We start from the raw sequence: 25580 nt of genomic DNA on the forward strand, positions 1-25580 counted from the left end.
CGGGGCAGTCAAAAAGCACATCGAGACAGGAAGAACACACCAACCGGCAGTGGAACCGGCGCCCACCCCGGCGACCAACGGGAACACCTCAAAACGCCCAAATCGGCATCCACCCAACCATCAACACCAAACCCAATCACCCCAAACCGATCACAAATCCCATGAAAAATCCGGGCTAGGAGTAGGTCAAGGGATGCTGTACCTGGAGCGCCAACGTGGGAAGCATTGGTCAGCGCTTCTTTTCGAACATCCTAGTAGGACGGTAAGGACAACTTCCGTTCAAGAGAATATGAAGCGTGCGAGGCCAGAGGGAGTAGACGCTAAGCGCAGCCCCATTGATTATAAGTTCGCAGTCGATGCTAGTGGGCTTCAGCCTATATAGAACGCTCTAATTGACCGCCCGTAAGCCGGTCGCCCACCGCAACAGGGTCCTTCCACAATTACTTGAGCCCTTGTCAGCCCGGGCTCTGACTAGGCGATTCGCGTATCCCCCGCCCGAGAAAATGTCCGTGAAGGTGGCTCAACCGCTACAGCCAAATCACGAATTGAGAGGCCGTCGCTGAGGCCCGGATCAATGACTAGACCTTACTCATCACCGGCGTCCTCCACAGTTACGCTGAGGCATGGACGATATCGAACGCGCCAAGGTTGGCAAATGGGAAAAGATTCAGCACCTGGTCCTGCTTGGAATCCTCTTTCCGGCGTACCTGATCTGGGAGGTCTTGGAAGGTCTCAGCATCGGCTTCTGGGCCCGAACCGGATTTACCCTTTTCATCTACTTCGGCCTGTTGTATCTACTCAGGCGACCCGCGGGAGCCGAACGCCGTCGACGGCTTCAGAATGAGTTGGATCGCGGGATTTTCGATTGCTCCATCCGCTTCGCCAATGCCCTGCCCGGCTCGCTGCGCGACCTGTGGGATGACGGTGTCGCACAGCAAACTGGACAGGGAATGGATTTTCAGACTCAAATGGGCGATCTGCAGCCTGCGCCGGCTGGCAAGAAGCGGGCATACGTCATTCTGGACATCCTGGACCGGGTTGAGCCGATCAGGAAACCACGGATCTGGCGCCGCGGGTGGGCCGTTGCCGTCCTGCGAACCGATAAGGGGATAATGCATCTCGCAGCAGACGAGGACGCGCTGGCACGTCTAGAGGACGCCCTGTCGATGCCGACCGAGGACGAGCCTCAACCCGGCGACGCGTCGGGTCGATGACAACACCAATTCCGCTCTGCTCATCCTCGGCGGAAACGGGCGCCGTAATGGTCGTCGGCAAGGCGGGGCCCTTGTCCAAGAATGGTTTCACGGAGCGTGCTCCCGGGTTGCGGGTCCTCCGGTAACAGTCCCCGTCGACGCAATTCGGGTGAGACAAGGCGCACGAATTCTTCCAGGTCCGCGGGACGCACAGCGTTGGACAAGTTGAACCCGTCAACGTCGCCCTGACTCATCCACCGTTCCAGCTCGTCAACGACAGTCGATGGGGAGCCCGTAATGACCGGGCCCCGTCCACCCATGGCCACAAAGTGTGCCAGCTCGCGGACCGTCCACACCCGCGAAGAATCCAGCTTGGTAAAGGCTGCCAAGGCGGATTGGTTTCCCTCTGTTTGCACGTACTCAAGGGTGCTGTCCAGGTCGGCTGTACTGAGATCCACACCGGTCCAGCCAGCAAAAAGAGCCAGCGCGGCCTGCGGATCAACGTAGCGGGTGTAGTCGTCCAACCGCGCCGCGGCGGCTTCGTCCGTTTCCGCCACAATGACCGTTGCCATCGCGAAGATCCTCACAGAGTCCCGCGCGCGACCCTTAGCAGCAAGGGCCGCACGAATGCCGTCCACCCATGTGCGTGTCAGTTCGGTGGAGTACCCGCTGAAGAAGATCGCCTCGGCGTGGTTCGCAGCAAAGGCCTGTCCCCGGGGCGAAGCTCCGGCCTGAAACAACAAGGGGGTGCGCTGAGGTGATGGCTCGGTCAGGGCGGGTCCAGGAACGGTGAAATGTTCACCCTCGTGGCCGATGCCACGCACCTTTGCTGGATCAACAAAGACGTTGGCAGCCTTGTCTGCCCTGACCGCATCATCATCAACCGAGCCTTCCCACAGCTTGTAGACCACGTCCATGTACTCCTCCGCACGGTCATACCTTTGGTCGTGCGGGATTTGTTCAGTGAGTCCGAGATTTTGGGCGGCGGAGTCCTGATAGGACGTGACGATGTTCCATGCCACCCGCCCCTTGGTGAGATGGTCCAGGGTGCTGAATTTTCGCGCCAACAGGTAGGGCTGTTCGTAGGTGAGGGATGCGGTGACTCCGAAGCCGATTCGGCTGGTCGCCGCCGCCAACGCGCTCACAATCAGCAGTGGGTCCAGCATCGGGTATTGCACTCCGCCGCGCACAGCTTCATCAGCGTTCCCCGCGTAGACGTCGTACTGTCCCAGAATGTCAGCGAAGAAGATGCCGTGGAAGCCTCCCTCTTCCAGCGTGGTGGCCAGGGAGGTCCAGTAGGTGAGCTCGCTGTATCGACGGCTCTGATCCTCAGGGTGCCTCCACAGACCGGGCGACTGGTGAACTGGGACAAGCATTTCAAAGGCGTTGAGCAGGATGGACTTCTTCATTGGTCTCCTAGAAAGTATCGGGAGTGGAGTGGTCTTTGGCGTACGCACGAGCGGGGTCCTTCGCCGCAACGGCGGCGAGAGTGGACAGCGCCGCCAGCAGGGTCAGGTAGCCGCAGATCAGCCAGGGCTGACCGCCGCCAACATTGAGGAGAGCCGCCGCGATGAACGGCGTGAGACCCCCGGAGAGGACCGTGCCCACCTGATAGCCGAACGACACTCCGCTGTAGCGCAGGTGCAACGGGAACTGCTCAGCAAACCACGCCGCCTGCGGGCCGTAAATCGAATCGTGCAGGACATTCATTCCCAGAATCATCACCAGCGGCAGCAGGACCAGCGGGCCATGGTCGAGGAACCAGAACAATGGCCACACAAAGATGCCGATACCAATCGCACCCGCGATGGCGATGGGCCGCCTGCCGTAGCGGTCGGAAAGCCACCCCCAGAACGGACCCGAGATCAGGCCCACCGCAGAACCGACGAGGACCGCGGTCAGTCCCGACGTCGTATCGTCCCGGCGGGAACTGATGTACCCGAGAAGGTATACGGTGAGCACGACGAACAACGCCGGTTGAGCCAGACGGAGACCGATCGCCACGAGCAGGCTACGACGGTGATACTTCAACACCTCAGCAATGGGCGCCTTCGCGGTGTTGTTTTCGGCCTTGAGCTGCTGAAACTGGGGCGCATCCTCAACACCAAGCCGGATGACCAAACCAATGACCACCAGGACTGCGCTGGCCAGGAACGGGATCCGCCACCCGAAGGATTGAAACTGCTCGGCAGTCATGGCCAACTGGGTGATGGCGAAGGCGCTGGTGGCCAGCAGCATGCCGGCGGCTGAACCCACCTGGGTGAAGCTTCCGAAGAACCCGCGGAGGTGTCGTGGAGCGTGTTCGACCGAGAGCAGGGCCGAACCTCCCCATTCGGCGCCGGCCGATAGCCCCTGCAAGAGGCGGAGCGCCACCAGCCCGACGACGGCGAAACTCCCAATACTGTCGTAGTTCGGTAGAAGACCAATGCCCGTTGAGGCAACACCCATGGTGACGAGTGACGCCACCAGCAGGGCTTTGCGGCCGATGCGGTCACCGAGGTGACCTGCCAGGATCCCGCCCACCGGCCGCGCAAAGAAGCCCACGGCGAAGGTGGCAAATGAGGCCAGGACACCGGCGAATGCCGAGGACTGGGGGAAGAACTGGGTGTTGAAAATCAGCGCCGCGGCCGTGCCATACAAATAGAAGTCGTACCACTCGATGGTGGTGCCGACAAAGGCCGAACTAAGGACACGCTTCTTGTCACGGATGCGGATTGCGGGTGTGGGTACCGCAACGGATTCGACGACGGACATGGAACAACCCCTTGCACATCAGGCGCAACCGGTTCAGAGACGCCATACTTGCCCGTGCGGTTCCGCATCGGGCCGAATCATCACCTGGGGCACCCCGCTACAGCGGGAGGGTTGCCGCCCGACAAACCAGGGTTTTGCGTCGGGACTCTTGATTCTGCTTTCGAGACTATGGTCTGACGCAGCTTCTGCTAAAGCTCATGACGCCACATGACTGGGCCTACGGCCGCGGACCGCGCAGCTGACCGTACTGCGGCGGTCCGTCGACCGCGTCGTGTGAGGGGAGACAAATGGTGAACAGAAAGGCGATGGCGAACGCCAACAACCCGGCGCCCCACCCCACATCGCTGCGGAGGGCGTTGTCGGTTCCCCCTGAGGTCACGACCGCAGCAACGATCCCCACAAAGAGTCCCGCCGAGACGCCAAGCACCAGCCCGCGCCCCAGACGGCGTAGGAGACGGCGAACGAAATTCTGATGCACGAACGCCATTTCCCACTCCTCGGAACATTCTCAGTCAGCTGCGCAACGCAGGCTGTGTCGTTACCTTATATCGGCTACGCGGATCAGGACCTTGCCGGTGACGCCGCTCTCGACGGCGTCGTGGGCGGCGGCTGTTTCCTCGAGCGGGAACCAGGTCAGCGGGAGCCCCGACGACTCCCCCACCGGCAGGACGCCAGCCCGCAGCGCAGCGGTAATGTCCTCGGCAGCGGCGCGCAGGGCAACGGGTCCCACCGTGTACAGAAGCAGACCCTGCCAGCGGACGTTCTTCGCGAAGCTCGCAATAATCGGGGCGGTGAAATCGTCCCCATTGTTGTTCGCGTAATAGGCGATGCTCCCGTGATTGGCGAGTACCTCGACGTCGAGCCCCGCGTTCTGGGCCGGTGCCACCTCCACCACCTGATCGACGCCATCGGGTGCAATCTCGAGGATGCGGTCGGCCAGTGAGTCATCGGGGTACCGGACCACATAATGGGCTCCAGCGGCGGATGCCAACTCTGCCTTCGAGTCGCTGCTGACCGTCGCGATCACTGTCGCACCCGCCCAGACAGCCAGCTGGATCGCTGCATGACCCACGGCACCCGCCCCACCCTGCACAAGAACCACGCGGCCCGTAAGGGCCTCCGGTGCGAGCCGGGATGGACCGTGCTCGTGAACGGTCAGCGCCCGGTGCGCCGTCATCGCTGGAACACCGAGGCTGGCGGCGACGTCGAAATCAATGCCCTCCGGTAGCTTTACGACCCGGTCAGCCGGAAGAACGGCAAACTCCTGGGCTGTCCCGGTCGGGCGCCCGTGGGCCGCAAGGTACAGCCACACCCGGTCGCCGACCTCTGCGTCCGTTACGCCCTCACCCAGTGCATCCACGATCCCGGCGCCGTCCTGGTTCGGGACCACCTCCGCGAAGGCCAGGTCGCCGGCGGAGCGCGCCTTCCAATCGGTGGGATTTACGCCCGAGGCGACGATGCGCACCCGAACTTCTCCGGGGCCGGGAGCAGCGACGTCGCGGTCTGCGAGGGAGAGAACGGTTGAGGGGCCGGTGTGGGAGTAAACGATTGCTTTCATGGCTGATGGAACGGGCTGGCCCCACTCACTATTCCCGTGATGTCGGGGACCCCCGGCCTGAGCTAGGTGCGGCGTTTACCCCAGGCCAGCTCGATCAGGGCCGAAATGAACACCACAAGGGCCGCAGCGGCGGGCCAGATAGCTGCCGCGCCCAGCGAGTGCAGCACAAACTCGGGATCGGCTCCGAACATCATGCCCAGCCACTGTCCGACGACGACGGCGAGCACAGACCCGATCAATGACCCTCCTACTGCTGCGCCGATCCGTTGCCAGGCCCCGGGCAGGTCCATCCGCTGGACCAGGAGCCAACCCACCACAATGCCGACCACCAGTTGAAGACCACCCAGTGTGAGATCGCTCAACAGGCCGGCCTCTTCGGGTGCCGGGTCTCCATAGAGTCCGCCGCCGGGTGCTGCGAACCACCAGATGACTCCCATCACCAGCCCCAGCCCCACCATTGCGCTGGCCCACCACAGCAGGGACGTGGGCGGAACCGCTGTGTCATCGGTGGCTACCGTGTACACGGGCGGCGGATAGCTGCCGGGCTGCCCGGCATCAGGAGTGGAGGGGTGCATGACTTATACATTAACAAAGTTATGGGTCGCCGGTACCTCGCCTAGGGTGGGGTGCGTGGATCCCCTAGACCCAGCCGACCAGCCTGACACCGACCCGACAGAAGCCTTCAGAGACGCGTTTCGACGCCACCCGGCCGGGGTGACGATCATCACCGCGGTGTACCAGGGTAAACCCTTCGGCTTCACTGCGACGTCGGTGTCCTCGCTCTCCGCAGCCCCGCCGCGGTTCACCTTCAACATGGCCCGCACCTCGTCCTCCTGGCCCGCCATCGCGAACACCAACTACATTGGCGTGCACATGCTTGGCCTCGCCAACCGGGAACTCGCCGACCGCTTTGCCCGGAGCCGTAACCGGTTCGAGGGCGATCATTGGAAGCCCGGACCGCACGGGGTGCCGCTCCTGGACGACGTCGCAGCCCACCTGATCGGGCGGATCAGCATGCGGTTATCCTTCGAGAACAACGCCGTGGTGGTCGCTGAAGTGCAGTCCGGGGAGGTGGGCCCGCTCGGCGTTCCCCTCCTCTATCACGGCGGGGCGTACGGGCAGCCCACCGCGCTGGACTACGAAATCTGACCGGGGAGATCTGGCCAGCCGGTCAGACGTCCACTTCCGGTTACACTTCCAGCTTCCGGTTACACGTCCAGGCAGGCGGGGCCGAGGAGCACCTTGAGGTCGCCGAAAAGCGACGACGTCGGGTTGACCCGCAGCTCGACCCCCAACCGCATGACCTCAACCTTCCGGTTGCTGTTCAACCGGATCTGGACTTCGCTGGTGCCGGGATGGGTTCTCAGGACGTCCCGCAGTGCGACGACCGCCGTCTCGGTGGCCTTGTGGTGGGCCATGGAAATGACCACCGGCCCTGAATGTCCTTCGCTGAGGTCGGGGACGCTCAGTTCCTGCGCGTTGAGGGTGACCGCGCCGTCGTCGCGCCGCTGCAAACGTCCGCGGACGACGACGATCAGGTCCTCCGCGAGCACCCCCGCGATCGGACCGTAGACCTGACCGAAGAACATGACTTCCATCGACCCGGCGAGATCCTCGATCTCCGCGCGGGCATAGGCGTTGCCGCTGTTCTTCGCGATTCGCCGCTGCAGCGAGGTGATCATGCCCGCGATGGTGACCATGGCGCCGTCGGCCGGGCCCTCGTCGCTGATGATTGACGTAATCGACGAATCGGCGTGCTGGCTGAGGATCCCGTCGAGACCCTGCAACGGGTGGTCGGAGACGTAGAGGCCCAGCATGTCCCGTTCGAAGGAGAGCTTGTCCTTCTTCTCCCACTCCGGCAGGTCGGGCACCTCCACCGACAGTCCGCCCACCGATCCGGGTTCGTCGAAGGCGCTGAAAAGGTCAAACTGGTTGGCCGCTTCGTTGCGCTTGAGAACGATCACTGAGTCGACCGCTTCCTCATGGATCATCGCGAGGGCCCGGCGCGGGTGCTTCAACGAGTCGAAGGACCCGGCCTTGATCAGCGATTCGATGGTTCGCTTGTTGCAGACCACCGCCGGAACCTTCTGGAGGAAGTCGCTGAACGAGGTGAACGCGCCCTTCTCGGTGCGGGCACCCACCATGGCGCCCACCACGTTGGCACCCACGTTACGGATGGCGCCCATTCCGAACCGGATGTCCGTACCGACCGGGGTGAAGTTGACGCTCGACTCGTTGACGTCGGGCGGCAGCACAGTGATACCCATCCGACGGCACTCGTTGAGGTAGATCGCCAGCTTGTCCTTGTCGTCGCCAACGCTGGTGAGCAGCGCCGCCATATACTCGGCGGGGTGGTGCGCCTTCAGGTACGCCGTCCAGTAGGACACCAGGCCATAGGCGGCCGAGTGGGCCTTGTTGAAGGCGTAGTCGGAGAACGGCAGCAGGATGTCCCACAGGGTCTTGACCGCCGCTTCAGAGTACCCGTTGTCCTTCATGCCGTTGGCGAAGCCCTCGTACTGCTTGTCCAGCTCGGACTTCTTCTTCTTGCCCATCGCCCGACGGAGAATATCCGCGCGGCCCAGCGAGTAGCCGGCAACCTTCTGGGCGATGGCCATCACCTGCTCCTGGTACACGATCAGGCCGTAGGTGGTCCCCAGAATTTCCGCGAGTGGTTCCTCCAGCTCGGGATGGATGGGGGTCACCTCCTGCACGCCGGTCTTGCGCAGAGCGTAGTTGGTGTGGGAGTTGGCGCCCATAGGTCCGGGACGGTACAACGCGATGACGGCCGAGATGTCTTCGAAGTTGTCGGGGCGCATCAGCTTCAGGAGGGCGCGCATCGGCCCGCCGTCGAGCTGGAACACGCCCAGGGTGTCGCCGCGGGCCAGCAGCTCGTAGGACCCCTTGTCCTCGAGGTCCAGGTCCTCAAGCACCAGCTCGATGTCCTTGTTGAGCTTGATGTTCTCCACCGCGTCGGTGATGATCGTCAGGTTCCTCAAGCCGAGGAAGTCCATTTTGATCAGGCCGAGGTTCTCACACGTGGGGTAGTCGAACTGCGTGATGATCTGGCCGTCCTGATCACGGCGCATCAGCGGAATGATGTCGATCAGCGGATCCGAGGACATGATGACCCCGGCCGCGTGCACGCCCCACTGCCGCTTCAGTCCCTCCAGGCCCAGCGCGGTCTCGAAGACCTTCGCGGCGTCGGCGTCGGACTTCAGGAGTTCACGGAGTTCCTCGGCTTCCGAGTACCGTTTGGCGTCCTTGTTGTGCACGTCGGTAAGGGCGAGCCCCTTGCCCATCACGTCGGGTGGCATGGCTTTGGTGAGCCGCTCCCCCATCGAGAACGGGTACCCCATGACCCGGGAGGAGTCCTTCATGGCCTGCTTGGCCTTGATGGTGCCGTAGGTGACGATCATGGCCACCCGCTCATCACCGTACTTCTCGGTGACGTAGCGGATCACTTCCGAACGCCGCCGATCATCGAAGTCGACGTCGAAGTCGGGCATCGACACACGCTCGGGGTTGAGGAACCGTTCGAAAATCAGCCCATGCTGGAGCGGATCGAGGTCGGTGATGCGCATGGCGTAGGCAACCATCGACCCGGCACCGGAGCCACGGCCGGGACCCACCCTGATGCCGTTGTCCTTGGCCCAGTTGATGAAGTCGGCGACCACCAGGAAGTAACTGGGGAAGCCCATCTGGGTGATGACGCCGGTCTCGTATTCAGCCTGCTTGCGGACGGCGTCGGGGATCCCTGCCGGGTAGCGGAACTGCAGCCCGGTCTCGACCTCCTTCACGAACCACGACTGCTCGCTTTCCCCCTCCGGGACGGGGAAGCCCGGCATGTAGTTCGCTTTGGTGTTGAACTCGACGTCGCACCGCTCGGCAATGAGGAGGGTGTTGTCGCAGGCGTCGGGAAAATCGCTGAAGATGGAGCGCATCTCGGCAGGCGATTTGAGGTAGAACTCGTTGGCGTCGAACTTGAACCGCTTGGGATCCGCCATCGTGGAACCGGACTGCACACACAACAGGGCGGCGTGGGCTTTGGAGTCCTCGGCGTGCGTGTAGTGCAGGTCATTGGTGGCCACCAGCGGCAACCCCAGCTCATGGGCCAGCTTGATCAGGTCGGCCTTGACGTTGCGTTCAATGTCCAGGCCGTGGTCCATCAGTTCACAGAAAAAGTTGTCGGCACCGAAAATGTCCCGGAAGTCGGAGGCCGCCTGGACTGCCTCACGGTACAGGCCGAGGCGCAGCTTCGTCTGCACCTCGCCCGAGGGACACCCGGTGGTCCCGATCAGGCCCTTGCCGTAGGTCTGCAGCAGGTCCCGGTCCATCCTCGGTTTGTACAGGTACCCCTCCAGTGAGGCCAGGGAGGACATCCTGAACAGGTTGTGCATACCCTCGGTGGTCTCGGACCAGAGGGTCATATGGGTGTACGCACCGGCACCGGAGACGTCGTCGCGTCCACCGCCGCCCCACTTCACGCGGGTCTTGTCGGCACGCGCCGTTCCCGGGGTGAGGTACGCCTCGACCCCGATGATGGGCTTGATCCCGGCAGCGCGGGCCTTGTCCCAGAAATCGAAGGCCCCGAAGACAAACCCATGGTCGGTGGTGGCCAGGGCGTTCATGCCCAGTTCCTCGGTGTGGCTGAACAGGTCAGTCAGCCGCGCGGCGCCGTCGAGCATTGAATACTCGGTGTGATTGTGCAGGTGAACGAAGGAATCTTCGCGGGTTGGCTTGGCCGGGGAAGCTTGGGGGGATGCTGTTGAAACCACCCTCCCATTCTAGGTCAGCCGGCCCCCTCCTCCGGCTGACCTGCCGGGCCGGAGGCGCGCCGCCCCGGCTCAGATGGTGCCGGAAGCCAGGGCGTCGAGGGCGTACTGGAGATCGTTCGGGTAGGGGCTGGTCGCGCTGACCGTTACCCCGGTCACCGGATGCTCGAACGTGAGCTGCTGGGCGTGCAGCCACTGGCGGGTCAACCCCAGGTTGGCTGAAAACCGTGGGTCGGCACCGTAGGTCAGGTCACCCACGCACGGGTGGCGGAGGGCGGAGAAGTGGACACGGATCTGGTGGGTCCTGCCCGTCTCGAGGTTGACCTCCAGCAGGCTGGCCTTCCCGAACGCCTCAAGCACCCGGTAGTGGGTTCTGGAGGGTCTGCCGTCCTCAAGCACAGCGAACCGCCAGTCGTGAGCGGGATGCCTGCCGATCGGCGCGTCGATGGTCCCCTCGAGCGGGTCCGGGAGCCCCTGCACCAACGCGTGGTACACCTTGTCCACGGTGCGTTCCTTGAACGCCCGCTTCAGCACCGTGTAGGAGTGTTCGGTCTTGGCGACCACCATGGCCCCGGAGGTGCCCACATCGAGGCGGTGCACAATCCCGGCGCGTTCGGGGGCGCCCGACGTCGAGATGCGGTAGCCCGCGCCGGCGAGGGCGCCAACAACGGTGGGCCCCACCCAACCCGGTGAGGGGTGCGCCGCAACACCGACCGGCTTGTCGATGACCACCAGCTCGTCGTCGTCGTACAGGATGCCCATGCCGTCGACGGTCTCCACCACAACAGCGAGTGGGTCGACACTTTCAGGAACCCGGATCCGGAGCACCGCGCCGGCGGCAGGGCGGTCGGACTTCCCGACCGGTTTCCCGTCGCTGGTCACGAATCCTGCGACGCACCAGGCGGCGGCAGCGGACCGGGACACCCCGGCCAGGGTGGCGAGGACGGCGTCAGCGCGGGATCCGGCCAGGTCCACGGGGACCCGTTCGTCCCGTTCGACGGCGTTCACTTGGCGTCCGCCGAGCCGTCGGGCGACGGTTCGTCATTGCTGCGTTTGCCGTCCATGCCGATGCCACGCAGGGTGAGAAGGCAGATCAGGCAGACTCCCGTGACCACTCCCGAATCCGCGATGTTGAAAATGGCGAAGTTGGGGAGGGCAATGAAATCGACAACGTGGCCCTGGCCGAAGGAGGGTTCCCGGACCAGCCTGTCGGTGAGGTTGCCCAGCGCGCCGCCGAGGACGAGCCCCAGCGCCGTGGCCCACCACCAGGAGGCAATCTTGCGGACCTGCGTGAGGATGGCGATGGACACGACCGCCATGATGATGGTGAACACCCAGGTGTAGTCTGTGCCAATGGAAAACGCAGCCCCGGGGTTGCGGATGAAGTGCCAGTTCAGAAGCGGCGGAAGCACGGGGGTGATCTGACCCTCCGTCATCGTGGAAACCACCCAGATCTTGGTCAGCTGGTCGGCAACATAGATGACGGCGCAGCAGGCGGCGAAAAGCAACGCGTAGCGGGCACCGGTCCGCCGCCGGTGACTGGCGGCCGTCGGAGTGTCGTGGACGGCTGGGGAGGTTTCGTCGGACCCGATCGGGGTGCCGTGCTCTGGTGTCTGGTCTGTCATAACGCTTTCAGGTTTGGCGCTGCCGCTGACTGCGCCGGGGTGAGGTGGACTGCCGCACAAAGGCTGACATCCAGCCTACGGCAGAGGCCGACCGCCGGGGGATCCCCGGGGCCGGCCTCATGACGTGCCTTGAGCTGGTGTGCGCTTGGCTAGGAGCCGGTAGCTTCGGAAGCAACCGATCCGCGGGAGTCCAGGTCACGCAACTGGCCTTCAATGTAGGCCTTGAGACGTGAACGGTAGTCACGTTCGAAGGTGCGAAGCTGCTCGACCTTGCCCTCAAGCACGGTCTTCTGCTGCTCGAGTGCACCAAGGGTCTTACGGGTCTTCTCTTCGGCTTCGTTAACCATGCTGCTGGCTTCGATCTGAGCCTCGGCAATGATCTTGTCGCGCTGTTCGACACCGGCGTTGACATATTCGTCGTGCAGCTTCTGAGCCATCGCGAGCACTCCAGCTGCCGACTCTGCGGAGCCGGTAGCTGACGCGGCGGGGGCCGCAACAGCTGCTGGAGCTGGTGCTGCCGGGCGCTCTTCAACCTTGCGCTCTTCGACCTTGGGCTCTTCAGCCTTCGGCTGTTCCTTGGCCTTGGGCTCTTCCTTGACCTCTTCAGTGTGCGAGACCGCCGATACGGGGGCGGGCACTGCAGCGTTCTGGGACGTCGAGGAGGACGCGTCCGCGAGCTTGCGCCGCAGTTCGTCGTTCTCCTGGTTCAGGCGACGGAGTTCGACGACGATCTCGTCGAGGAAATCGTCTACCTCGTCCTGGTCGTAGCCTTCACGGAACTTAGTGGGCTGAAACCTTTTGTTGACAACATCTTCTGGCGTCAGGGCCATCTGGTCACCTCATAGTGGTTATAAGACATGCCTGCCTATGAAGCAGACCTGACTACGGTACCGAATTGTGGACATGAAACTCTAGAAATCACACCAATTATGTGATTCAGCGTATATCTTTTGAGACTCGAAAACTAACCGGCTAGATCGATGTAGCCAGGCTGGCAGCGACGAACATGAGGATGGTTACCCCCAGGAACACCACCAAGAATGCCAGATCCAGCGACACTCCGCCCAGCCGTAGCGGCGGGATGAGCCGACGTAAGGCCTTGATTGGCGGATCAGTAACAGTGTAGACACCAGAAGCGAGCACGAGTGCCAGCCGTTTGGGACGCCAGCCGCGCGCAAACATCTGCACGGCATCGTAAACGATCCGAATAATCAGGGCTATCTGTACGACCATCAGTACCAGATAGATCAGAACAAAAACCAAACTCACGCGGCAGTCACAGTCCTAAAAACGATACTTCGAGAGGAACTCGTGAACCAGTTAACCACGCTAGCTTTGATTGAAGAAACTAGCCTGCGCCTCGCTGGCCTTCTGGTCTTCTCCCAGTACCTCGATGTAGGAGGGCGACAGGAGGAATACTTTGTTGGTGACCCGCTCGATGCTGCCGTGCAGACCAAAGACCAGTCCGGCGGAAAAGTCGACCAGACGCTTGGCATCGGATTCGCCCATATCGGTGACGTTCATGATGACGGGGATGCCGTCCCTGAAGCTTTCTCCGATGAGCTTTGCATCGTTGTAGGACCGTGGGTGCACCGTGGTGATCTGGCGCAGTGCTGCCGAATCCTCGCGTGAGGACTGTGCCCGCTTGATCGGAGTCACTGGGGCCCGGTACTCGTCCACCGGCGCGAGCCTGGCCGACTGAGGGACGTCAGCGTGCCGGTCGTCACGATCGTAATCCACTGAGTGATCCTCGTTCCTGCCTGATGAATTCTTTTGCTCGGACTCGTAGTGCTCATCACCGTCGGCGAGCCCAAGATAGATCATTGTCTTGCGCAGTGCGCCAGCCATGGTAGCTCCTGTCGTGTCATTGGGTATAGTCCAGACGCTACCGCAAGGGCGGGCGATCACCGAGGACCTGCGACCCTATTCTGAGGTGTGTCGCGCCCGCCGCGACCGCCGCTTCAAGGTCGCCGCTCATTCCGGCGGAGATCCCCGACGCGGCAGGGAATTCAGCTTGCAGTGCGGTCGAGATGTGTGCCAGCCGCCCGAAAGCTTCCGCCGGGTCGCTACCCAGGGGTGCCACAGCCATCACTCCAGCCAGCGCGAGGCCGTCGGTGCCGTCGATCAGGCGTCCGAGGGCGACGACGTCGGCCGGGGCCGCGCCGCCGCGTTGGTGTCCGCTGATGTTCGCCGCGCCGCCGTCCGCGGTCGCCAGGTCCACCTGGATGAAGCAGGACAGGTCGCGGGCAGGCTCATGGTCGCTCCCAGCCCGTTCGGTGGCCACCGCCTTGCCGAGGGCGCGGACCAGCGACGCCCGGTCCACCGAGTGGACTGCCTCCGCGTAGCGCGCCACGGACCGCGCCTTGTTGGTTTGGAGTTGGCCAATGAAGTGCCACCGCAGGCCAAGCTCCTCAAGCTCCAGGGCTTTGGCGGCGGCCTCCTGGTCGCGGCTCTCTCCCATGGTGGTGACGCCCAGCCCGGCGAGGATCCGGACATCGTCGGCAGGGAAATATTTGGTGACCACGATCAACTCGGGCCTGTCGGCACGGCCTGCGTCGGACACAGCCCGATCGATCCGACGGTGCACGGCAGAGAGACGTTCGGCGAGTTCCGCGGCGCGCGGCGACTGCATCAGGTGGTCCATATCAGCCCCGCGAACCGGCCGGCCGCTGGGCTGCGGCGGTGGGAGTACAGGGATTCGTTGTCGAGGGTACACAGGGTCGAGGGATCATCGGCGACTGCGCGTACTTCCACCCCGAGGGTGGTGAGCTGGTTTCGGACGGCACCGGGTAGATCGAGGCCAGGTGTCCCCCACCGGGTGGTTGCCCACGCCGCCGGGACGGCTGCTGTCACCTCGCGCCGCATGTCCTGAGGCACTTCGTAGCATTGCCCGCAGATGGCTGGGCCGATCCAGGCCATCAGGTCCTGCGCGCCACCCCGGCGCATCAGGCCAACAGTGTTCGCCACCACACCGGTGAGGACGCCCTGGCGTCCAGCATGGATCACCGCACTCGCCCCGCCCGGGCCAGGCCCGGCCGACAGCACCACGGGGACGCAATCCGCCACCATGACCGCCAGGGCTACCGACCCATCGGGGCAGACCTGCGCGTCCGCCCCGGCCACCTCGCTGATCGGACCGGGGCCCGCCAGCACTGCGTCAGCCGAGTGGGTTTGGTTCATGAAGCGAAGGGACCCGCCGGGGACACCCATCGCGGCCTCCAGAGCACGCCGACGACGAAGCACCGAGGCAGGCTCATCCCCCACATGTTGTGCGAGATTGCCCGCCCCGGTGCTGGTGAAAGCCACCCAGCGGCCAGGAGAGATTTCCTGTCGCCAGAAGAACACGGCGTCGATGGTTACTTCAGGAAGTCCGGAACGTCGAGTTCGTCCGAGCGGCTGGAGGAGAAGTCCGGCTCCACCACGGCTGGCAGATCGACGTCGAACCCTGAATCCGCTGGCACGTTGTTACCCGACTGCTGGGACCGCTGCGACCAGGCGCCGAGCCCCGCCGAGGCGGGGACTGCCGCGGCTGCCACCGGGACGCTCGCGCCGACGGACGGCGCCGAGACCGGCTTGGCCAGCTGTGAGTTGGGCTGCGAGGTGGCATCAACCTGATCGAAACCTGCTGCGATGACTGTAACGCGAGCCTCGTCGCCGAGGGCGTCGTCGATGACTGCACCGAAGATGATGTTCGCTTCGGGGTGAGCCACTTCCTGCACCAGGCGGGCTGCCTCGTTGATTTCGAACAGCCCCAGGTCGGATCCACCCTGAATGGACAGGAGCACGCCATGCGCACCATCAATGGATGCTTCGAGGAGTGGCGAGGCGATGGCCAGTTCGGCGGCCTTGACCGCGCGATCCTCGCCGCGGGCGGAGCCGATACCCATCAGGGCCGAGCCTGCACCCTGCATGACCGACTTCACATCGGCGAAGTCGAGGTTGATCAGGCCCGGGGTGGTGATCAGGTCGGTGATGCCCTGCACGCCGGAGAGCAGCACCTGGTCGGCCGACCGGAAGGCGTCAAGCATCGACACGTTGCGGTCGCTGATGGAGAGCAGCCTGTCGTTCGGGATGACGATCAGGGTGTCCACCTCGTCGCGGAGGGTATCGATACCCGTCTCGGCCTGGTTGGACCGACGGCGGCCCTCGAAGGTGAACGGCCGGGTGACCACACCAATGGTCAGGGCGCCAAGTGACCGCGCGATGCGGGCGACGACGGGTGCGCCACCAGTTCCGGTGCCGCCGCCCTCGCCGGCGGTGACGAAGACCATGTCTGCTCCGCGCAGCACCTCTTCAATTTCTTCGGCGTGGTCTTCGGCCGCTCGGCGTCCAACCTCTGGGTCTGCGCCGGCGCCGAGGCCACGGGTCAGTTCCCGGCCAACGTCGAGCTTCACGTCGGCATCGCTCATCAGCAGGGCCTGCGCGTCGGTGTTGATGGCGATGAATTCAACGCCACGCAAACCCACCTCGATCATGCGGTTGACGGCGTTCACGCCACCGCCGCCGATGCCTACTACCTTGATGACGGCCAAGTAATTCTGCGGTGCTGCCACGGTCCTGTGTCCCTTGTTCGAATGCGCTGTGTGGGGCTTGATCCGGCTGGATCTGTACCCAGCCTTCACGTTGATCAACGTTAACTCTCAACTTGAAAGTCAATGTTATGTCAAGTAACTTCTATTCAAGACGCTATGGGCAGGCGCTCTCATCTGCAATGACCGAACCCGCGTGTCGGAGAATTCTTTAGCGGGTGACCGGACTCGTCGGCGTACTGATGTCGAATTCCTTGGCCGGCGGATCGGTCGGTGGGGCGGCAAGTAGCGCTTCGAGAACCAGCGCCTTGGCCTGATTCTCCTCGGCGCTCCCCCAGAAGATGGTCTGGTCGGTGGTGAGCGACAGTTCCACCGAATCCACTGATTCCGCTGAGGCATGACCCAGCTGGTTCAGGATGCTCTCCGGCAGGGCGGCGAGCACCGTGGCAATGGAGGAAAACACTTCACTGTTCACCGCCTCGGTCCCCCCATCGATCAGGGGTAGCTGCACGGCGTCGCGGTCCTTGACGGATGCCAACTGACGGCCCTCAGCATCGATGAGGACGAACTGCCCGTCATTCTGCAGGATCGCCACCGGCACCCGTTCACGAATGGTGACCGCCAGCCCCGAGGGTGGAACCGCCGCGACGGTGACGCTCTCGATCGGAGCGAACCCCTCAAGCAGACGTTCCACTTCCTCGTCAGCGATCTGAGGCAGCGGTTCACCCAGCAACGGATTCAGGGCCGCTACGGCTTCCTCGGACGTCACGAGGGTGTTGCCGCTGATGGCAACACTGCGCAGCGCGAGTACCGGGGAGAAAATCAGGTAGGCCAGCAGTCCAGCCATCAGCAGCACCAGGAAGACGAGCCCCAGGATGAGGTTCCGACGTCGCCGTTTCCTGGGCGACTGAGGGAATGCCACGACTGAGCTGTCCGGTTCGTCCTGGGTCCGCGGCAGCCACGGATCGTCCGGGATGTCGAGCATCGAGACTTTGCTGCTAGTGATCCGGGGCACACTGACGGGGTCGGGGGTGGCGCCCGCCTGGGATGTGCTCCGCGGCTGGGACGTGGTTCCGGGCCTGCCGGGTTTGCGACGGCTCATGGACGGGAGGGTCCGGGCGCCGACGCTGACAGAGCTTTGACCAGGTCGGCGCCGTACTGGGTGACGTCGCCGGCGCCGACGGTGAGAATGATGTCCCCCGCCGCGGCGCGATCCGCGACCGCCCTGACGGCCGCGGCCGGGTCGGCGATGTAGCCGCCCGGCACGGTGAGCCGGTCAGTGATCAGCCGGCTGGTGACAGCCGGTGTAGGGTCTTCCCGTGCCGCGTAGATGTCCAGCACCGTGGCGGAGTCGGCCAGGCTCAGGGCCGTGGCAAACTCCACGGCGAACTCTTTGGTCCGCGAAAACAGGTGCGGCTGGAACAGGACGTGGACACAGTGTCCGGCGGCGACGGCGCGTGCCGCCTGCAGTGCCGCTGTCACCTCGGTGGGGTGGTGGGCGTAGTCGTCGAAGACCCGCACTCCCCTACCTTCACCGCGCGCCTCAAACCGGCGCGCGGCACCGGAGAACGTGGCCAGCCCCGCGGCCGCGGCGGCAGGGTCGACGCCCAGCTCCAGTGCCACGGCGAAAGCAGCGGTAGCGTTCCTGACGTTGTGGTCGCCCGGCACGCCGAGCCGGAGTTCCTGCTCGCTCTCCAGCCCGTCCACCGAGAAGGACAGCATGCTCGTCGAGGAGCTGCCGTCGGAAACCGTCGCTCCGATCCGCACATCAGCGAACGGCGAGTAGCCGTAGGTCCTGACCCGGCGGGTGTCGGCGACGCGTCCGGCGAGGGCAGCGGCGCCGTCGTCGTCGCGGCAGGTGACCAGGACGCCGTCGTCGACGTGCAGCAGGGCGGCGAACCGGTCGAACACGGCGTGGACGGCGGCGGCAGTGCCGTAGTGGTCAAGGTGGTCCGCCTCGACGTTGGTGACCACAGCGATGCGGGGTGAGTAGTTGAGGAAGGACCCGTCGGACTCGTCGGCTTCGGCGACGAACACGCTGCCTTCCGCCCAGGCGGCGTTCACGCCCAGCGCAGCCACGTCGCCGCCGATGGCGAACGAGGGGTCCAGGCCCGCGGCCTGCAGCATGACGGTGATCATGGCGGTGGTGGTGGTTTTGCCGTGGGTGCCGGCGACCGCCACGACTTCCCGCCCGGTCATGGCGACAGCCAGTGCCTGGGAGCGGTGCAGGATGCGGAGCCCCTTGTCCTGGGCGGCGGCGAGCTCGGGGTTGGTTGCCCTGATCGCGGTTGAGATGACCACGGTGTCGGCGCCGTCAACGTTTTCGGCTCGGTGCCCGACGTCGGTGCGCGCACCAAGGCTGCCGAGGGCTCGGAGGTTAAGCGAATCGGCGGCGTCGGACCCGGAGACCGGGACGCCCTGGCCGAGGAGCACCCGGGCGACGGCTGACATGCCGGCTCCGCCGAGGCCAATGAAGTGGACGTGGCCGAGGCTGGCAGGCGTCAGGGTGGTGGACTGGGTCATGACTGTGCTCCCCGTCCCGCAGCAACAACAAGCCGGGCCATCTGGACGTCGGCGTCCCGCACACCGAGGGCGGCGCTTGCGGCAGCCATGGCGTTGAGGGCCGCGGAGTTTTTCAGGAGCGGGAACACGTGGTCGGTCAGCCAGCCCGCGGTGAGCGACGCGTCCTCCACCAAAAGGGCACCGCCGGCCGTGATCAGGTCGGCGGCGTTGCGGCGTTGTTCACCGTTGCCGTGGGGCAGCGGCACGAAGACGGCGGGGAGACCGACGGCGCTGACCTCGCAGACGGTTGCGGCGCCGGCACGGGCGAGGAGGAGATCGGCTGCCGCGTAGACGGTCTCCATGTCATCGACGTACTCGATCTGGCGGTAGCCCTCGGCGCGCAGCGGCTGACCGTCGGCGCCGGTGACGGCTTTGCCGCCCCCGGTGATGTGCAGCAGCTGGATGCCCTCGGCGGCAAGCAGCGGTGCTGCCGCCGCCACGGCCCGGTTGATGCTGACGGCGCCGGATGATCCGCCGGTCACAATGAGCGCTGGCTGGGTGCTATTCAGACCCAGGGCGGCCCGCGCAGCGGTTCGTGCCCCGGCACGGTGGAGGGTGGAGATGCTGCGCCGCATGGGCATGCCGACCACCTGTGCGCGAGGCAGACCGGTGCCCTTGAACGCCACCGCCACAGTGGCGGCGATGCGGGAGCCCAGGCGGTTGGCCAGGCCCGGGTGGGCGTTGGCCTCGTGGATCACGACGGGGGTCTTCCGCCGCCACGCTGCCAGGTACAGGGGGGTGGAGACGTAGCCCCCGACGCCGACCACGACGTCGGCATCGGCGCGGTCCAGGACGGCTGCTGCCTGCCGGACTGCCCGGATCAGGCGGATGGGCAGTTTCACCAGGTCCACCGACGGGCGGCGTGGCATCGGGACCCGGTCGATAATTTCCAGCGGGTAGCCGGCGGCAGGGACCAGCCGGGTCTCCATTCCGGCGGACGTGCCCACCACCACCTGACGGATCCCGGGTTCGGTCTCCGTCAGTGCGTTGGCTATCGCCAGCAGTGGGCTGATGTGGCCGGCGGTTCCGCCGCCGGCCAGGACCACTGAAAGGGGGGTTGTGCTCATCGGGTTGCTGGTTCGCTTTCTGTGGAACGGGTGTCTGCGGGGGCATCGTCATCGGACACCGGTGCGGGAGGCATTTTGCGGGCGAAGGCCAGCAACACCCCGACGGCGGCGAGGGTGAAGGTCAACGCCGACCCGCCGTAGGAGATAAAGGGCAGCGGGACTCCGATGACGGGAAGGACTCCGGTCACCATGCCAATGTTGACGAAGGCCTGACCGATCAGCCACACCAGGATGGATCCCAGGAGGATCCGCACAAACGGGTCAGTGTAGCGTCGGGCCGCCCGGATGGTGGCGACGGCGAGGATGCCAAAGAGGGCGACGACGACGAGGGTTCCGATCAGCCCGAATTCCTCGCCGATGATGGCGAAGATGAAGTCATTGTGGGCTTCGGGGATCCAGTTCCACTTTTGCCGGCTCTGTCCGATACCAACCCCCCACCAGCCGCCGGAGGCGAGGGCGAACAGTCCGTTGTCGGACTGCAGGCAGAGGTCACGGCCGTCGTCACAGTTGATCCGCAGCCAGGCGCTGATCCTGTCGCTGCGGTTACCGCTGACGAGCACCATGACCAGTGCTCCGGCGAGCCCGGCAATGCCAGCGATCGTGAACATCTTCATGGGGGCGCCAGCAAAGAAGAGGGCCGCCGCGAGGATCATCATCAGGATGATGACGGTGCCCAGGTCCCCGCCGAGCAGGACCAGCCCGATGGGAAGGCCGCCGAGCGGGAGGGCAGGAATCATGGCGTGTTTCCAGTTCCGGACCAGCCTGCCCTTGCGAGCCAGGACGCTGGCCAGCCAGATGGCCAGGGCGAGCTTCGCCGGCTCGGACGGCTGCATGGTGAAGCCGCCGATCTGGATCCAGTTCTGGTTGCCGTTGATGTTCACGCCGATGGCGAGGACCAGCACCAGCAGGACAATTGCTATCCCCAACACCGGCCATGCCAGGAGCCGGTAGGCGCGGGCGCCGAAGCGGGACAGCAGGAGCATCAGTACCAGCCCGCCAGCGGCCCAGATGGCCTGGCGCAGGAACAACTCGAACTCGCTGGTGCCTTCAGCGATCGCCTCCACCGAGGACGCTGAGAGCACCATCATGAGGCCAATGGCGGTGAGAGCCAGGGCTGACCCGAGGATCATGTAATAGCTGGCGCCGCTGGCCTGCTTGTCGCTGCCCTCCAGGTACGTCCAGAACTGCCCGAAGCGGGCGAGTGGACCTTTCCGTGCCGGGTCTTTCCCCGCGGGGCCGGTCGAGGCCTTGCCGGGGGTGCGGGGTACTGCGGCGAGTGGGGTGCCGGTCCGGGAATGCTGACGCATCACCGGCTTCCGGCGGACTGGCCGGGTGGGCGTGGTGACCATTAGAACTCCTTTGCGGTCTTCGCCTGCCCTTCCACGATCACGCGGACTGCCTCGATAAAGGCTTCGCCTCGGTGAGCATAGGAGGAAAACTGATCCATGGATGCTGCCGCCGGAGCCATCAGCACGGTGTCGCCGTCGCCGGCCAGCCGCACTGATTCCCTTACCGCCGATTCCATCACCCGTTCGCCCAGGGGCGCGGTGGTGGTCTCGTCGGACAACGTCACGTCCCCAGTCTCCCCCGTGCCCGCTTCGATCAGCGGAACATCCGGAGCGTGTCGGCGCAATGACGCCATCAGGTCCGAACTGTCGGCACCGATCAGCACCACGGCCTTGAGCCGTTTCGCGTGCGTCTGGACCAGCTCGTCATAGTTGACGCCCTTGGACAGGCCTCCGGCGATCCAGATGACCGAGTGGAAGGCCGACAGTGAGGCTGCGGCGGCGTGCGGATTGGTGGCCTTGGAGTCATTGATCCAGAGGACGCCGTCCTGGGAAGACACCAGCTGGATGCGATGGTCGGTGGGCTGGTAGTTCCTGATCCCGGTGCGGATGGCTGCCGGTTCGACGCCGGCGGCCCGGACCAGCGCGGCGGCGGCCAGGGCGTTTGCCACCAGGTGGCGGGGAACCAGTTCGCCCAACTCCCTGATAGCGGCGAGCTCGACCGCTGAGTCCTTGCGCTGCTCGATGAACGCGCGGTCAACGAGCAGGTCGTCGACGACGCCCACCATGCTGACGGCGGGCGTCGAGGTCGTGAAGCCGATGGCACGGCAACCTTCGACGACGTCGGCCTCCTCGACCATCCGCTCGGTGGCGGGCTGTTCGGCGTTGTAGATGCAAGCGACTTTGGTGTTGGCGTAGATTTTTGCCTTGTCGGCGGTGTACTGATCGAAGCCGCCGTGCCAGTCAACGTGATCCTCGGCGACGTTGAGGCACACGCTGGCCAGGGGTGAGATGGAGCCGGTCCAGTGCAGCTGGAAGCTGGACAGTTCAACGGCGATAAAATCGTAGCCCTGGGGGTCCCGGATGGCGTCCAGGATCGGAGTGCCGATGTTGCCTGCCGCGACGGCACGAAGGCCTGCGGCGAGGAGCATCGATTCCACGAGGGAGACGGTGGTGGTTTTCCCGTTGGTCCCGGTGATGGTCAGCCATTCGGCGGTGGGGCGGCCCTCGCGGATCCTGACCCGCCAGGCCAGTTCGACGTCCCCCCAGACAGGGATGCCGGCGTCGGCGGCTGCACGGAGCAGCGGCTGCTGGGGGGTCCAACCCGGCGACGTCACCACGAGGTCCGGAAGGTCGCCGTCGATCAGCGGAAGGGCCGTCGCCTGGTCGGGGCCCAGCAGGACGTCCACCGCACCGACGATGGACAGGGTGTCCGCTTTGGCCCGGTTTTCTGCTGTGTCGGAACCGTCGATGACGACGACGCGGGCGCCGAGCTCGATGAGGGTGTCGGCGACCGAGAACCCGGAGAGCCCGACGCCGGTGACGGCCACGCGGAGGCCGTGCCAGTCGCTGTCCCAGGTGATCAGTGAATCGAGATCGGGGGCGCCGGTCATATCAGCACCACCCACTCGGCGTAGAAGATGCCGAGGGCGGTTGCCACGAACAGGCCGGCGAGGATCCAGAACCTGACCACCACGGTGACTTCCTGCCAGCCCTTGAGCTCGAAGTGGTGTTGCAGGGGCGCCATCTTGAAGACGCGTTTACCGCCGGACAGTTTGAAGTAGCCGACCTGGATGATCACGGAGAGGGTGATCATGACGAACAGCCCGGCGAGGATGACCAGCAGGAGCTGGGTGCGGGACAGGATGGCGAAGCCGGCGATCGCACCGCCGATGGCGAGCGAACCGGTGTCGCCCATGAAGATCTTCGCCGGCGAGGTGTTCCACCAGAGGAAACCGACGAGGGCACCGCACATGGTTCCCGCGATGAGGGCCAGGTCGAGGGGATCACGGACGGTGTAGCAGACGCTGCGGGCGACGTCGTCAAGGGCGCAGCTCTGGTTGGACTGCCAGATTCCCATCAGCATGTAGGCGCCAAACACCAGGACTGATGCTCCGGCTGCCAGACCGTCGAGGCCGTCCGCGAGGTTCACCCCGTTGCTGGCCGCGGTGATGATGAGGTTGGACCAGATGACAAACAGCACTGCACCGACGATGGTGCCCGCGAATGCCAGGTCGATTGAGGTGTCGCGGAGGAAGGAGATGGCGGTGGAGGCCGGCGTCCTGCCGTCCTCGTTGGGAAACCCGAGGGCCAGGACGGCGAAGATGATGCCGACCAGGGTCTGTCCGGCGATCTTCGCCGGCGCGCTGAGGCCGAGGCTGCGCTGTTTGGAAATCTTGATGTAGTCGTCGAAGAATCCGACGATTCCCATGCCCACCATGAGGAGGAGCAGGAGGAGTCCCGAGGCCGAGGGGCCGGTCGACACCCCGGCCCAGACCATGAGGAGGTGGGTGACGAAGTAGGCGATCAGGACCGAGCCCACGATGACGGCGCCACCCATGGTGGGGGTACCGCGCTTGGTGTGGTGTGCGGTGGGTCCGTCGTCGCGGATGAACTGGCCGTAGCCGCGGTTCACCAGCAGTTTGATGAACAGGGGGGTGCCCACGAGTGCCAGCACCAGCCCCATAGCTGAGCCGATCAGTAGTGCAATCACAGCTGTGGCTCCCCTTGGAGTTCAGTTGAGCCGGGCACTGATGTTCCAGGCGTGGCGGTGGACGGTGCTTCGGTCGATGACAATGCTATCCGATCACCCAGGAATCGAAGCCCGACCCCGTTGGAGGATTTGAACAACACCAGGTCGCCGGGTTGCAGCGCCGCGGTGAGCATCTGCTCGGCTGCTGCAAGGTCATCGGCGAAGAGCACCTCGTCTCCCCAGGACCCTTCGAGGACGGCGCCGTTGTAGAGGGCACGCGCCCCCATTCCGACGACGAGGAGCTTGGAAATGTTGAGGCGGACCACGACCCGCCCGACGGCGTCGTGCTCGGCGATGGAATCCTCGCCGAGTTCGAGCATCTCGCCGAGTACGGCCCAGGTGCGCCTGCCCCGGCCGAGTTCGGCTACGGTGCGCAGCGCTGCCCGCATCGATTCGGGGTTGGCGTTGTACGCGTCGTTGATGACCGTCACTCCGTCAGCGCGTTCGGTCCGCTCCATGCGCCACCGGCTCTGTGCTTCCAGCCGCGAGAGGGCGGCGGCGGTGGCTGCTCCGGGGATGCCGAGGACTGTCGCCACCGATGCTGCGGCGAGGAGGTTGGTGATCTGGTGGGTGCCGATCAGGCGTGAGGTGACCGGGTAGGCCGCGTCATCACCAGGCACGGTGAGCGTGAAGGCCGGGTGGCCCTCGGCGGTGGTAGTGACCGATGTAGCCCGGATCACCGGGCCTCCGGCGGGGACGTGGGTGTTGTCAGACGTGAAGTACAGCTTCTGTGCGATGGTACGTTGTTCCATCGCGAGCACGCGGGCGTCGTCGGCGTTCATGATGGCCGTTCCGGTGGCGGGCAACGCGCGCAGCAGCTCGGATTTGGCCAGGGCGATGTTTTCCACGCCGCCGAATTCTCCTGCGTGTGCGCTGCCGACACCCAGGACTACCCCGATATCGGGGGCGACCAGGTCGGCCAGATAGGTGATGTGACCGATCTTCGTGGCTCCCATCTCGATGATGAGGTACCTCGTGGTGTAGTCGGCGCCGAATACGGTCAGCGGAACGCCGACCTCGCCGTTGTAGGAACCGATCGGAGCGACAGTGGGTGCCAGCTCCGAGAGGATGCCTGACAGTAGATCCTTGGTGGTGGTTTTTCCGGCTGACCCGGTGATCCCGATGACGGTCAGCGGTGAGTGGGCGCGCAGCCGGCGCACCACCTCGGCGGCGAGCCGGCCCATGGCCAGCACCACGTCGTCGACGACGACTGCCGGGTACTCCGCCGCGCCGTCGGCGCCGGTCTCGGCGACCGGGTGTTCCACGAGCGCGAGGACTGCCCCGTTGAGGAAGGCCTGCGGGACGAACTGATGCCCGTCAGCGGTTTCTCCGGGCTTCGCGACGAACAGGCCGCCAGCCTGGACGTCGCGGGAATCCACCGTGACAGAGCTGACAGTCTGGGTCTGCCGCGCTGCGGCTGGGGGGGTCAAATGGCCCTTGGTTATTGCCGCGATTTCGGCTGCGCTTAGTTCAATCATGACG

The 25580-nt window shown here is 64.8% G+C and carries 23 protein-coding genes and 1 riboswitch; of the genes, 2 read left to right on the plus strand and 21 right to left on the minus strand.

Annotated elements, in window-relative coordinates; all coding sequences use genetic code 11:
- Window positions 1-623 precede the first annotated feature (623 nt).
- Complete coding sequence (locus IWX62_RS13325; protein ID WP_196841902.1) at window positions 624-1214, plus strand: hypothetical protein; 591 nt, start codon at window positions 624-626, stop codon at window positions 1212-1214.
- Between the two features lie 20 nt (window positions 1215-1234).
- Here the strand turns inward: IWX62_RS13325 and IWX62_RS13330 are convergent, their stop codons facing one another.
- From IWX62_RS13330 to IWX62_RS13350, 5 genes are all read right to left on the minus strand, one after another.
- Complete coding sequence (locus IWX62_RS13330) at window positions 1235-2602, minus strand: LLM class flavin-dependent oxidoreductase (RefSeq protein ID WP_196841903.1); 1368 nt, start codon at window positions 2600-2602, stop codon at window positions 1235-1237.
- Between the two features lie 7 nt (window positions 2603-2609).
- Entirely contained in the window at window positions 2610-3947 is a 1338-nt protein-coding gene (locus IWX62_RS13335; protein WP_196841904.1) for an MFS transporter, read from the minus strand.
- A gap of 39 nt (window positions 3948-3986) precedes the next feature.
- Window positions 3987-4101: riboswitch (SAM riboswitch) on the minus strand.
- Between the two features lie 63 nt (window positions 4102-4164).
- Complete coding sequence (locus IWX62_RS13340; protein ID WP_196841905.1) at window positions 4165-4434, minus strand: hypothetical protein; 270 nt, start codon at window positions 4432-4434, stop codon at window positions 4165-4167.
- Window positions 4435-4485: 51 nt separating this feature from the next.
- On the minus strand, window positions 4486-5505 hold the full coding sequence (locus tag IWX62_RS13345; RefSeq protein WP_196841906.1) for an NADPH:quinone reductase: 1020 nt from the start codon (window positions 5503-5505) through the stop codon (window positions 4486-4488).
- Window positions 5506-5567: 62 nt separating this feature from the next.
- A complete protein-coding gene (locus IWX62_RS13350; RefSeq protein WP_196841907.1) occupies window positions 5568-6080 on the minus strand; it encodes a hypothetical protein in 513 nt (170 codons plus the stop codon).
- Between the two features lie 55 nt (window positions 6081-6135).
- Here IWX62_RS13350 and IWX62_RS13355 point away from each other — a divergent pair, with 55 nt between their 5' ends.
- Window positions 6136-6654: a flavin reductase family protein gene (locus tag IWX62_RS13355; protein WP_196841908.1), complete on the plus strand. Its 519-nt coding sequence runs from the start codon at window positions 6136-6138 to the stop codon at window positions 6652-6654.
- Window positions 6655-6713: 59 nt separating this feature from the next.
- Here the strand turns inward: IWX62_RS13355 and dnaE are convergent, their stop codons facing one another.
- The 16 genes from dnaE to IWX62_RS13435 form a co-directional block, all read right to left on the minus strand.
- On the minus strand, window positions 6714-10280 hold the full coding sequence (gene dnaE, locus IWX62_RS13360; RefSeq protein ID WP_196841909.1) for a DNA polymerase III subunit alpha: 3567 nt from the start codon (window positions 10278-10280) through the stop codon (window positions 6714-6716).
- Window positions 10281-10349: 69 nt separating this feature from the next.
- The gene (locus IWX62_RS13365; protein ID WP_196841910.1) at window positions 10350-11285 is read right to left on the minus strand and encodes an RluA family pseudouridine synthase; all 936 of its coding nucleotides are present in this window, start codon (window positions 11283-11285) and stop codon (window positions 10350-10352) included.
- On the minus strand, window positions 11282-11902 hold the full coding sequence (lspA, locus tag IWX62_RS13370) for a signal peptidase II (protein ID WP_196841911.1): 621 nt from the start codon (window positions 11900-11902) through the stop codon (window positions 11282-11284). The genes IWX62_RS13365 and lspA overlap by 4 nt, the downstream gene beginning before the upstream one ends.
- A gap of 149 nt (window positions 11903-12051) precedes the next feature.
- The gene (locus tag IWX62_RS13375; RefSeq protein WP_196841912.1) at window positions 12052-12732 is read right to left on the minus strand and encodes a DivIVA domain-containing protein; all 681 of its coding nucleotides are present in this window, start codon (window positions 12730-12732) and stop codon (window positions 12052-12054) included.
- A gap of 142 nt (window positions 12733-12874) precedes the next feature.
- A complete protein-coding gene (locus tag IWX62_RS13380; protein ID WP_196841913.1) occupies window positions 12875-13171 on the minus strand; it encodes a YggT family protein in 297 nt (98 codons plus the stop codon).
- 60 nt (window positions 13172-13231) lie between these two features.
- Window positions 13232-13750, minus strand: a complete 519-nt coding sequence (locus IWX62_RS13385) for a cell division protein SepF (RefSeq protein WP_196841914.1) — start codon at window positions 13748-13750, stop codon at window positions 13232-13234.
- A gap of 37 nt (window positions 13751-13787) precedes the next feature.
- Entirely contained in the window at window positions 13788-14534 is a 747-nt protein-coding gene (locus tag IWX62_RS13390; RefSeq protein ID WP_196841915.1) for a YggS family pyridoxal phosphate-dependent enzyme, read from the minus strand.
- A complete protein-coding gene (locus tag IWX62_RS13395) occupies window positions 14534-15247 on the minus strand; it encodes a polyphenol oxidase family protein (protein WP_196841916.1) in 714 nt (237 codons plus the stop codon). Before IWX62_RS13395 ends, IWX62_RS13390 begins: the two co-directional genes overlap by 1 nt.
- An 11-nt stretch (window positions 15248-15258) precedes the next feature.
- The gene (ftsZ, locus tag IWX62_RS13400; RefSeq protein ID WP_196841917.1) at window positions 15259-16455 is read right to left on the minus strand and encodes a cell division protein FtsZ; all 1197 of its coding nucleotides are present in this window, start codon (window positions 16453-16455) and stop codon (window positions 15259-15261) included.
- Window positions 16456-16642: 187 nt separating this feature from the next.
- Entirely contained in the window at window positions 16643-17533 is an 891-nt protein-coding gene (locus IWX62_RS13405) for a cell division protein FtsQ/DivIB (RefSeq protein WP_196841918.1), read from the minus strand.
- Entirely contained in the window at window positions 17530-18954 is a 1425-nt protein-coding gene (gene murC, locus IWX62_RS13410; RefSeq protein WP_196841919.1) for a UDP-N-acetylmuramate--L-alanine ligase, read from the minus strand. Before murC ends, IWX62_RS13405 begins: the two co-directional genes overlap by 4 nt.
- Window positions 18951-20060, minus strand: a complete 1110-nt coding sequence (gene murG, locus IWX62_RS13415; protein WP_196841920.1) for an undecaprenyldiphospho-muramoylpentapeptide beta-N-acetylglucosaminyltransferase — start codon at window positions 20058-20060, stop codon at window positions 18951-18953. The genes murC and murG overlap by 4 nt, the downstream gene beginning before the upstream one ends.
- Window positions 20057-21409, minus strand: a complete 1353-nt coding sequence (ftsW, locus tag IWX62_RS13420) for a putative lipid II flippase FtsW (RefSeq protein WP_196841921.1) — start codon at window positions 21407-21409, stop codon at window positions 20057-20059. The genes murG and ftsW overlap by 4 nt, the downstream gene beginning before the upstream one ends.
- Window positions 21409-22959 carry a UDP-N-acetylmuramoyl-L-alanine--D-glutamate ligase gene (murD, locus tag IWX62_RS13425; protein WP_196841922.1) on the minus strand — a complete coding sequence of 517 codons (1551 nt, stop codon included), beginning with the start codon at window positions 22957-22959 and terminating at the stop codon, window positions 21409-21411. Before murD ends, ftsW begins: the two co-directional genes overlap by 1 nt.
- Window positions 22956-24059 (minus strand): phospho-N-acetylmuramoyl-pentapeptide-transferase, encoded by a 1104-nt coding sequence (gene mraY, locus IWX62_RS13430; protein WP_196841923.1) that lies wholly within the window; start codon window positions 24057-24059, stop codon window positions 22956-22958. The genes murD and mraY overlap by 4 nt, the downstream gene beginning before the upstream one ends.
- Window positions 24056-25576, minus strand: a complete 1521-nt coding sequence (locus IWX62_RS13435) for a UDP-N-acetylmuramoyl-tripeptide--D-alanyl-D-alanine ligase (RefSeq protein WP_196841924.1) — start codon at window positions 25574-25576, stop codon at window positions 24056-24058. The genes mraY and IWX62_RS13435 overlap by 4 nt, the downstream gene beginning before the upstream one ends.
- Between the last annotated feature and the right edge of the window lie 4 nt (window positions 25577-25580).

It is taken from the genome of Arthrobacter sp. CAN_A1 (genome assembly GCF_015751665.1).
GTDB lineage: Bacteria > Actinomycetota > Actinomycetes > Actinomycetales > Micrococcaceae > Arthrobacter_D.

Coding starts and splice junctions, on each gene's coding strand:
- IWX62_RS13325 (WP_196841902.1), top strand. CDS start 624: ATGGACGATATCGAACGCGCCAAGGTTGGCAAATGGGAAAAGATTCAG.
- IWX62_RS13330 (WP_196841903.1), bottom strand. CDS start 2,602: ATGAAGAAGTCCATCCTGCTCAACGCCTTTGAAATGCTTGTCCCAGTT.
- IWX62_RS13335 (WP_196841904.1), bottom strand. CDS start 3,947: ATGTCCGTCGTCGAATCCGTTGCGGTACCCACACCCGCAATCCGCATC.
- IWX62_RS13340 (WP_196841905.1), bottom strand. CDS start 4,434: ATGGCGTTCGTGCATCAGAATTTCGTTCGCCGTCTCCTACGCCGTCTG.
- IWX62_RS13345 (WP_196841906.1), bottom strand. CDS start 5,505: ATGAAAGCAATCGTTTACTCCCACACCGGCCCCTCAACCGTTCTCTCC.
- IWX62_RS13350 (WP_196841907.1), bottom strand. CDS start 6,080: ATGCACCCCTCCACTCCTGATGCCGGGCAGCCCGGCAGCTATCCGCCG.
- lspA (WP_196841911.1), bottom strand. CDS start 11,902: ATGACAGACCAGACACCAGAGCACGGCACCCCGATCGGGTCCGACGAA.
- IWX62_RS13375 (WP_196841912.1), bottom strand. CDS start 12,732: ATGGCCCTGACGCCAGAAGATGTTGTCAACAAAAGGTTTCAGCCCACT.
- IWX62_RS13385 (WP_196841914.1), bottom strand. CDS start 13,750: ATGGCTGGCGCACTGCGCAAGACAATGATCTATCTTGGGCTCGCCGAC.
- IWX62_RS13390 (WP_196841915.1), bottom strand. CDS start 14,534: ATGCAGTCGCCGCGCGCCGCGGAACTCGCCGAACGTCTCTCTGCCGTG.
- IWX62_RS13405 (WP_196841918.1), bottom strand. CDS start 17,533: ATGAGCCGTCGCAAACCCGGCAGGCCCGGAACCACGTCCCAGCCGCGG.
- murC (WP_196841919.1), bottom strand. CDS start 18,954: ATGACCCAGTCCACCACCCTGACGCCTGCCAGCCTCGGCCACGTCCAC.
- murG (WP_196841920.1), bottom strand. CDS start 20,060: ATGAGCACAACCCCCCTTTCAGTGGTCCTGGCCGGCGGCGGAACCGCC.
- ftsW (WP_196841921.1), bottom strand. CDS start 21,409: ATGGTCACCACGCCCACCCGGCCAGTCCGCCGGAAGCCGGTGATGCGT.
- murD (WP_196841922.1), bottom strand. CDS start 22,959: ATGACCGGCGCCCCCGATCTCGATTCACTGATCACCTGGGACAGCGAC.
- IWX62_RS13435 (WP_196841924.1), bottom strand. CDS start 25,576: ATGATTGAACTAAGCGCAGCCGAAATCGCGGCAATAACCAAGGGCCAT.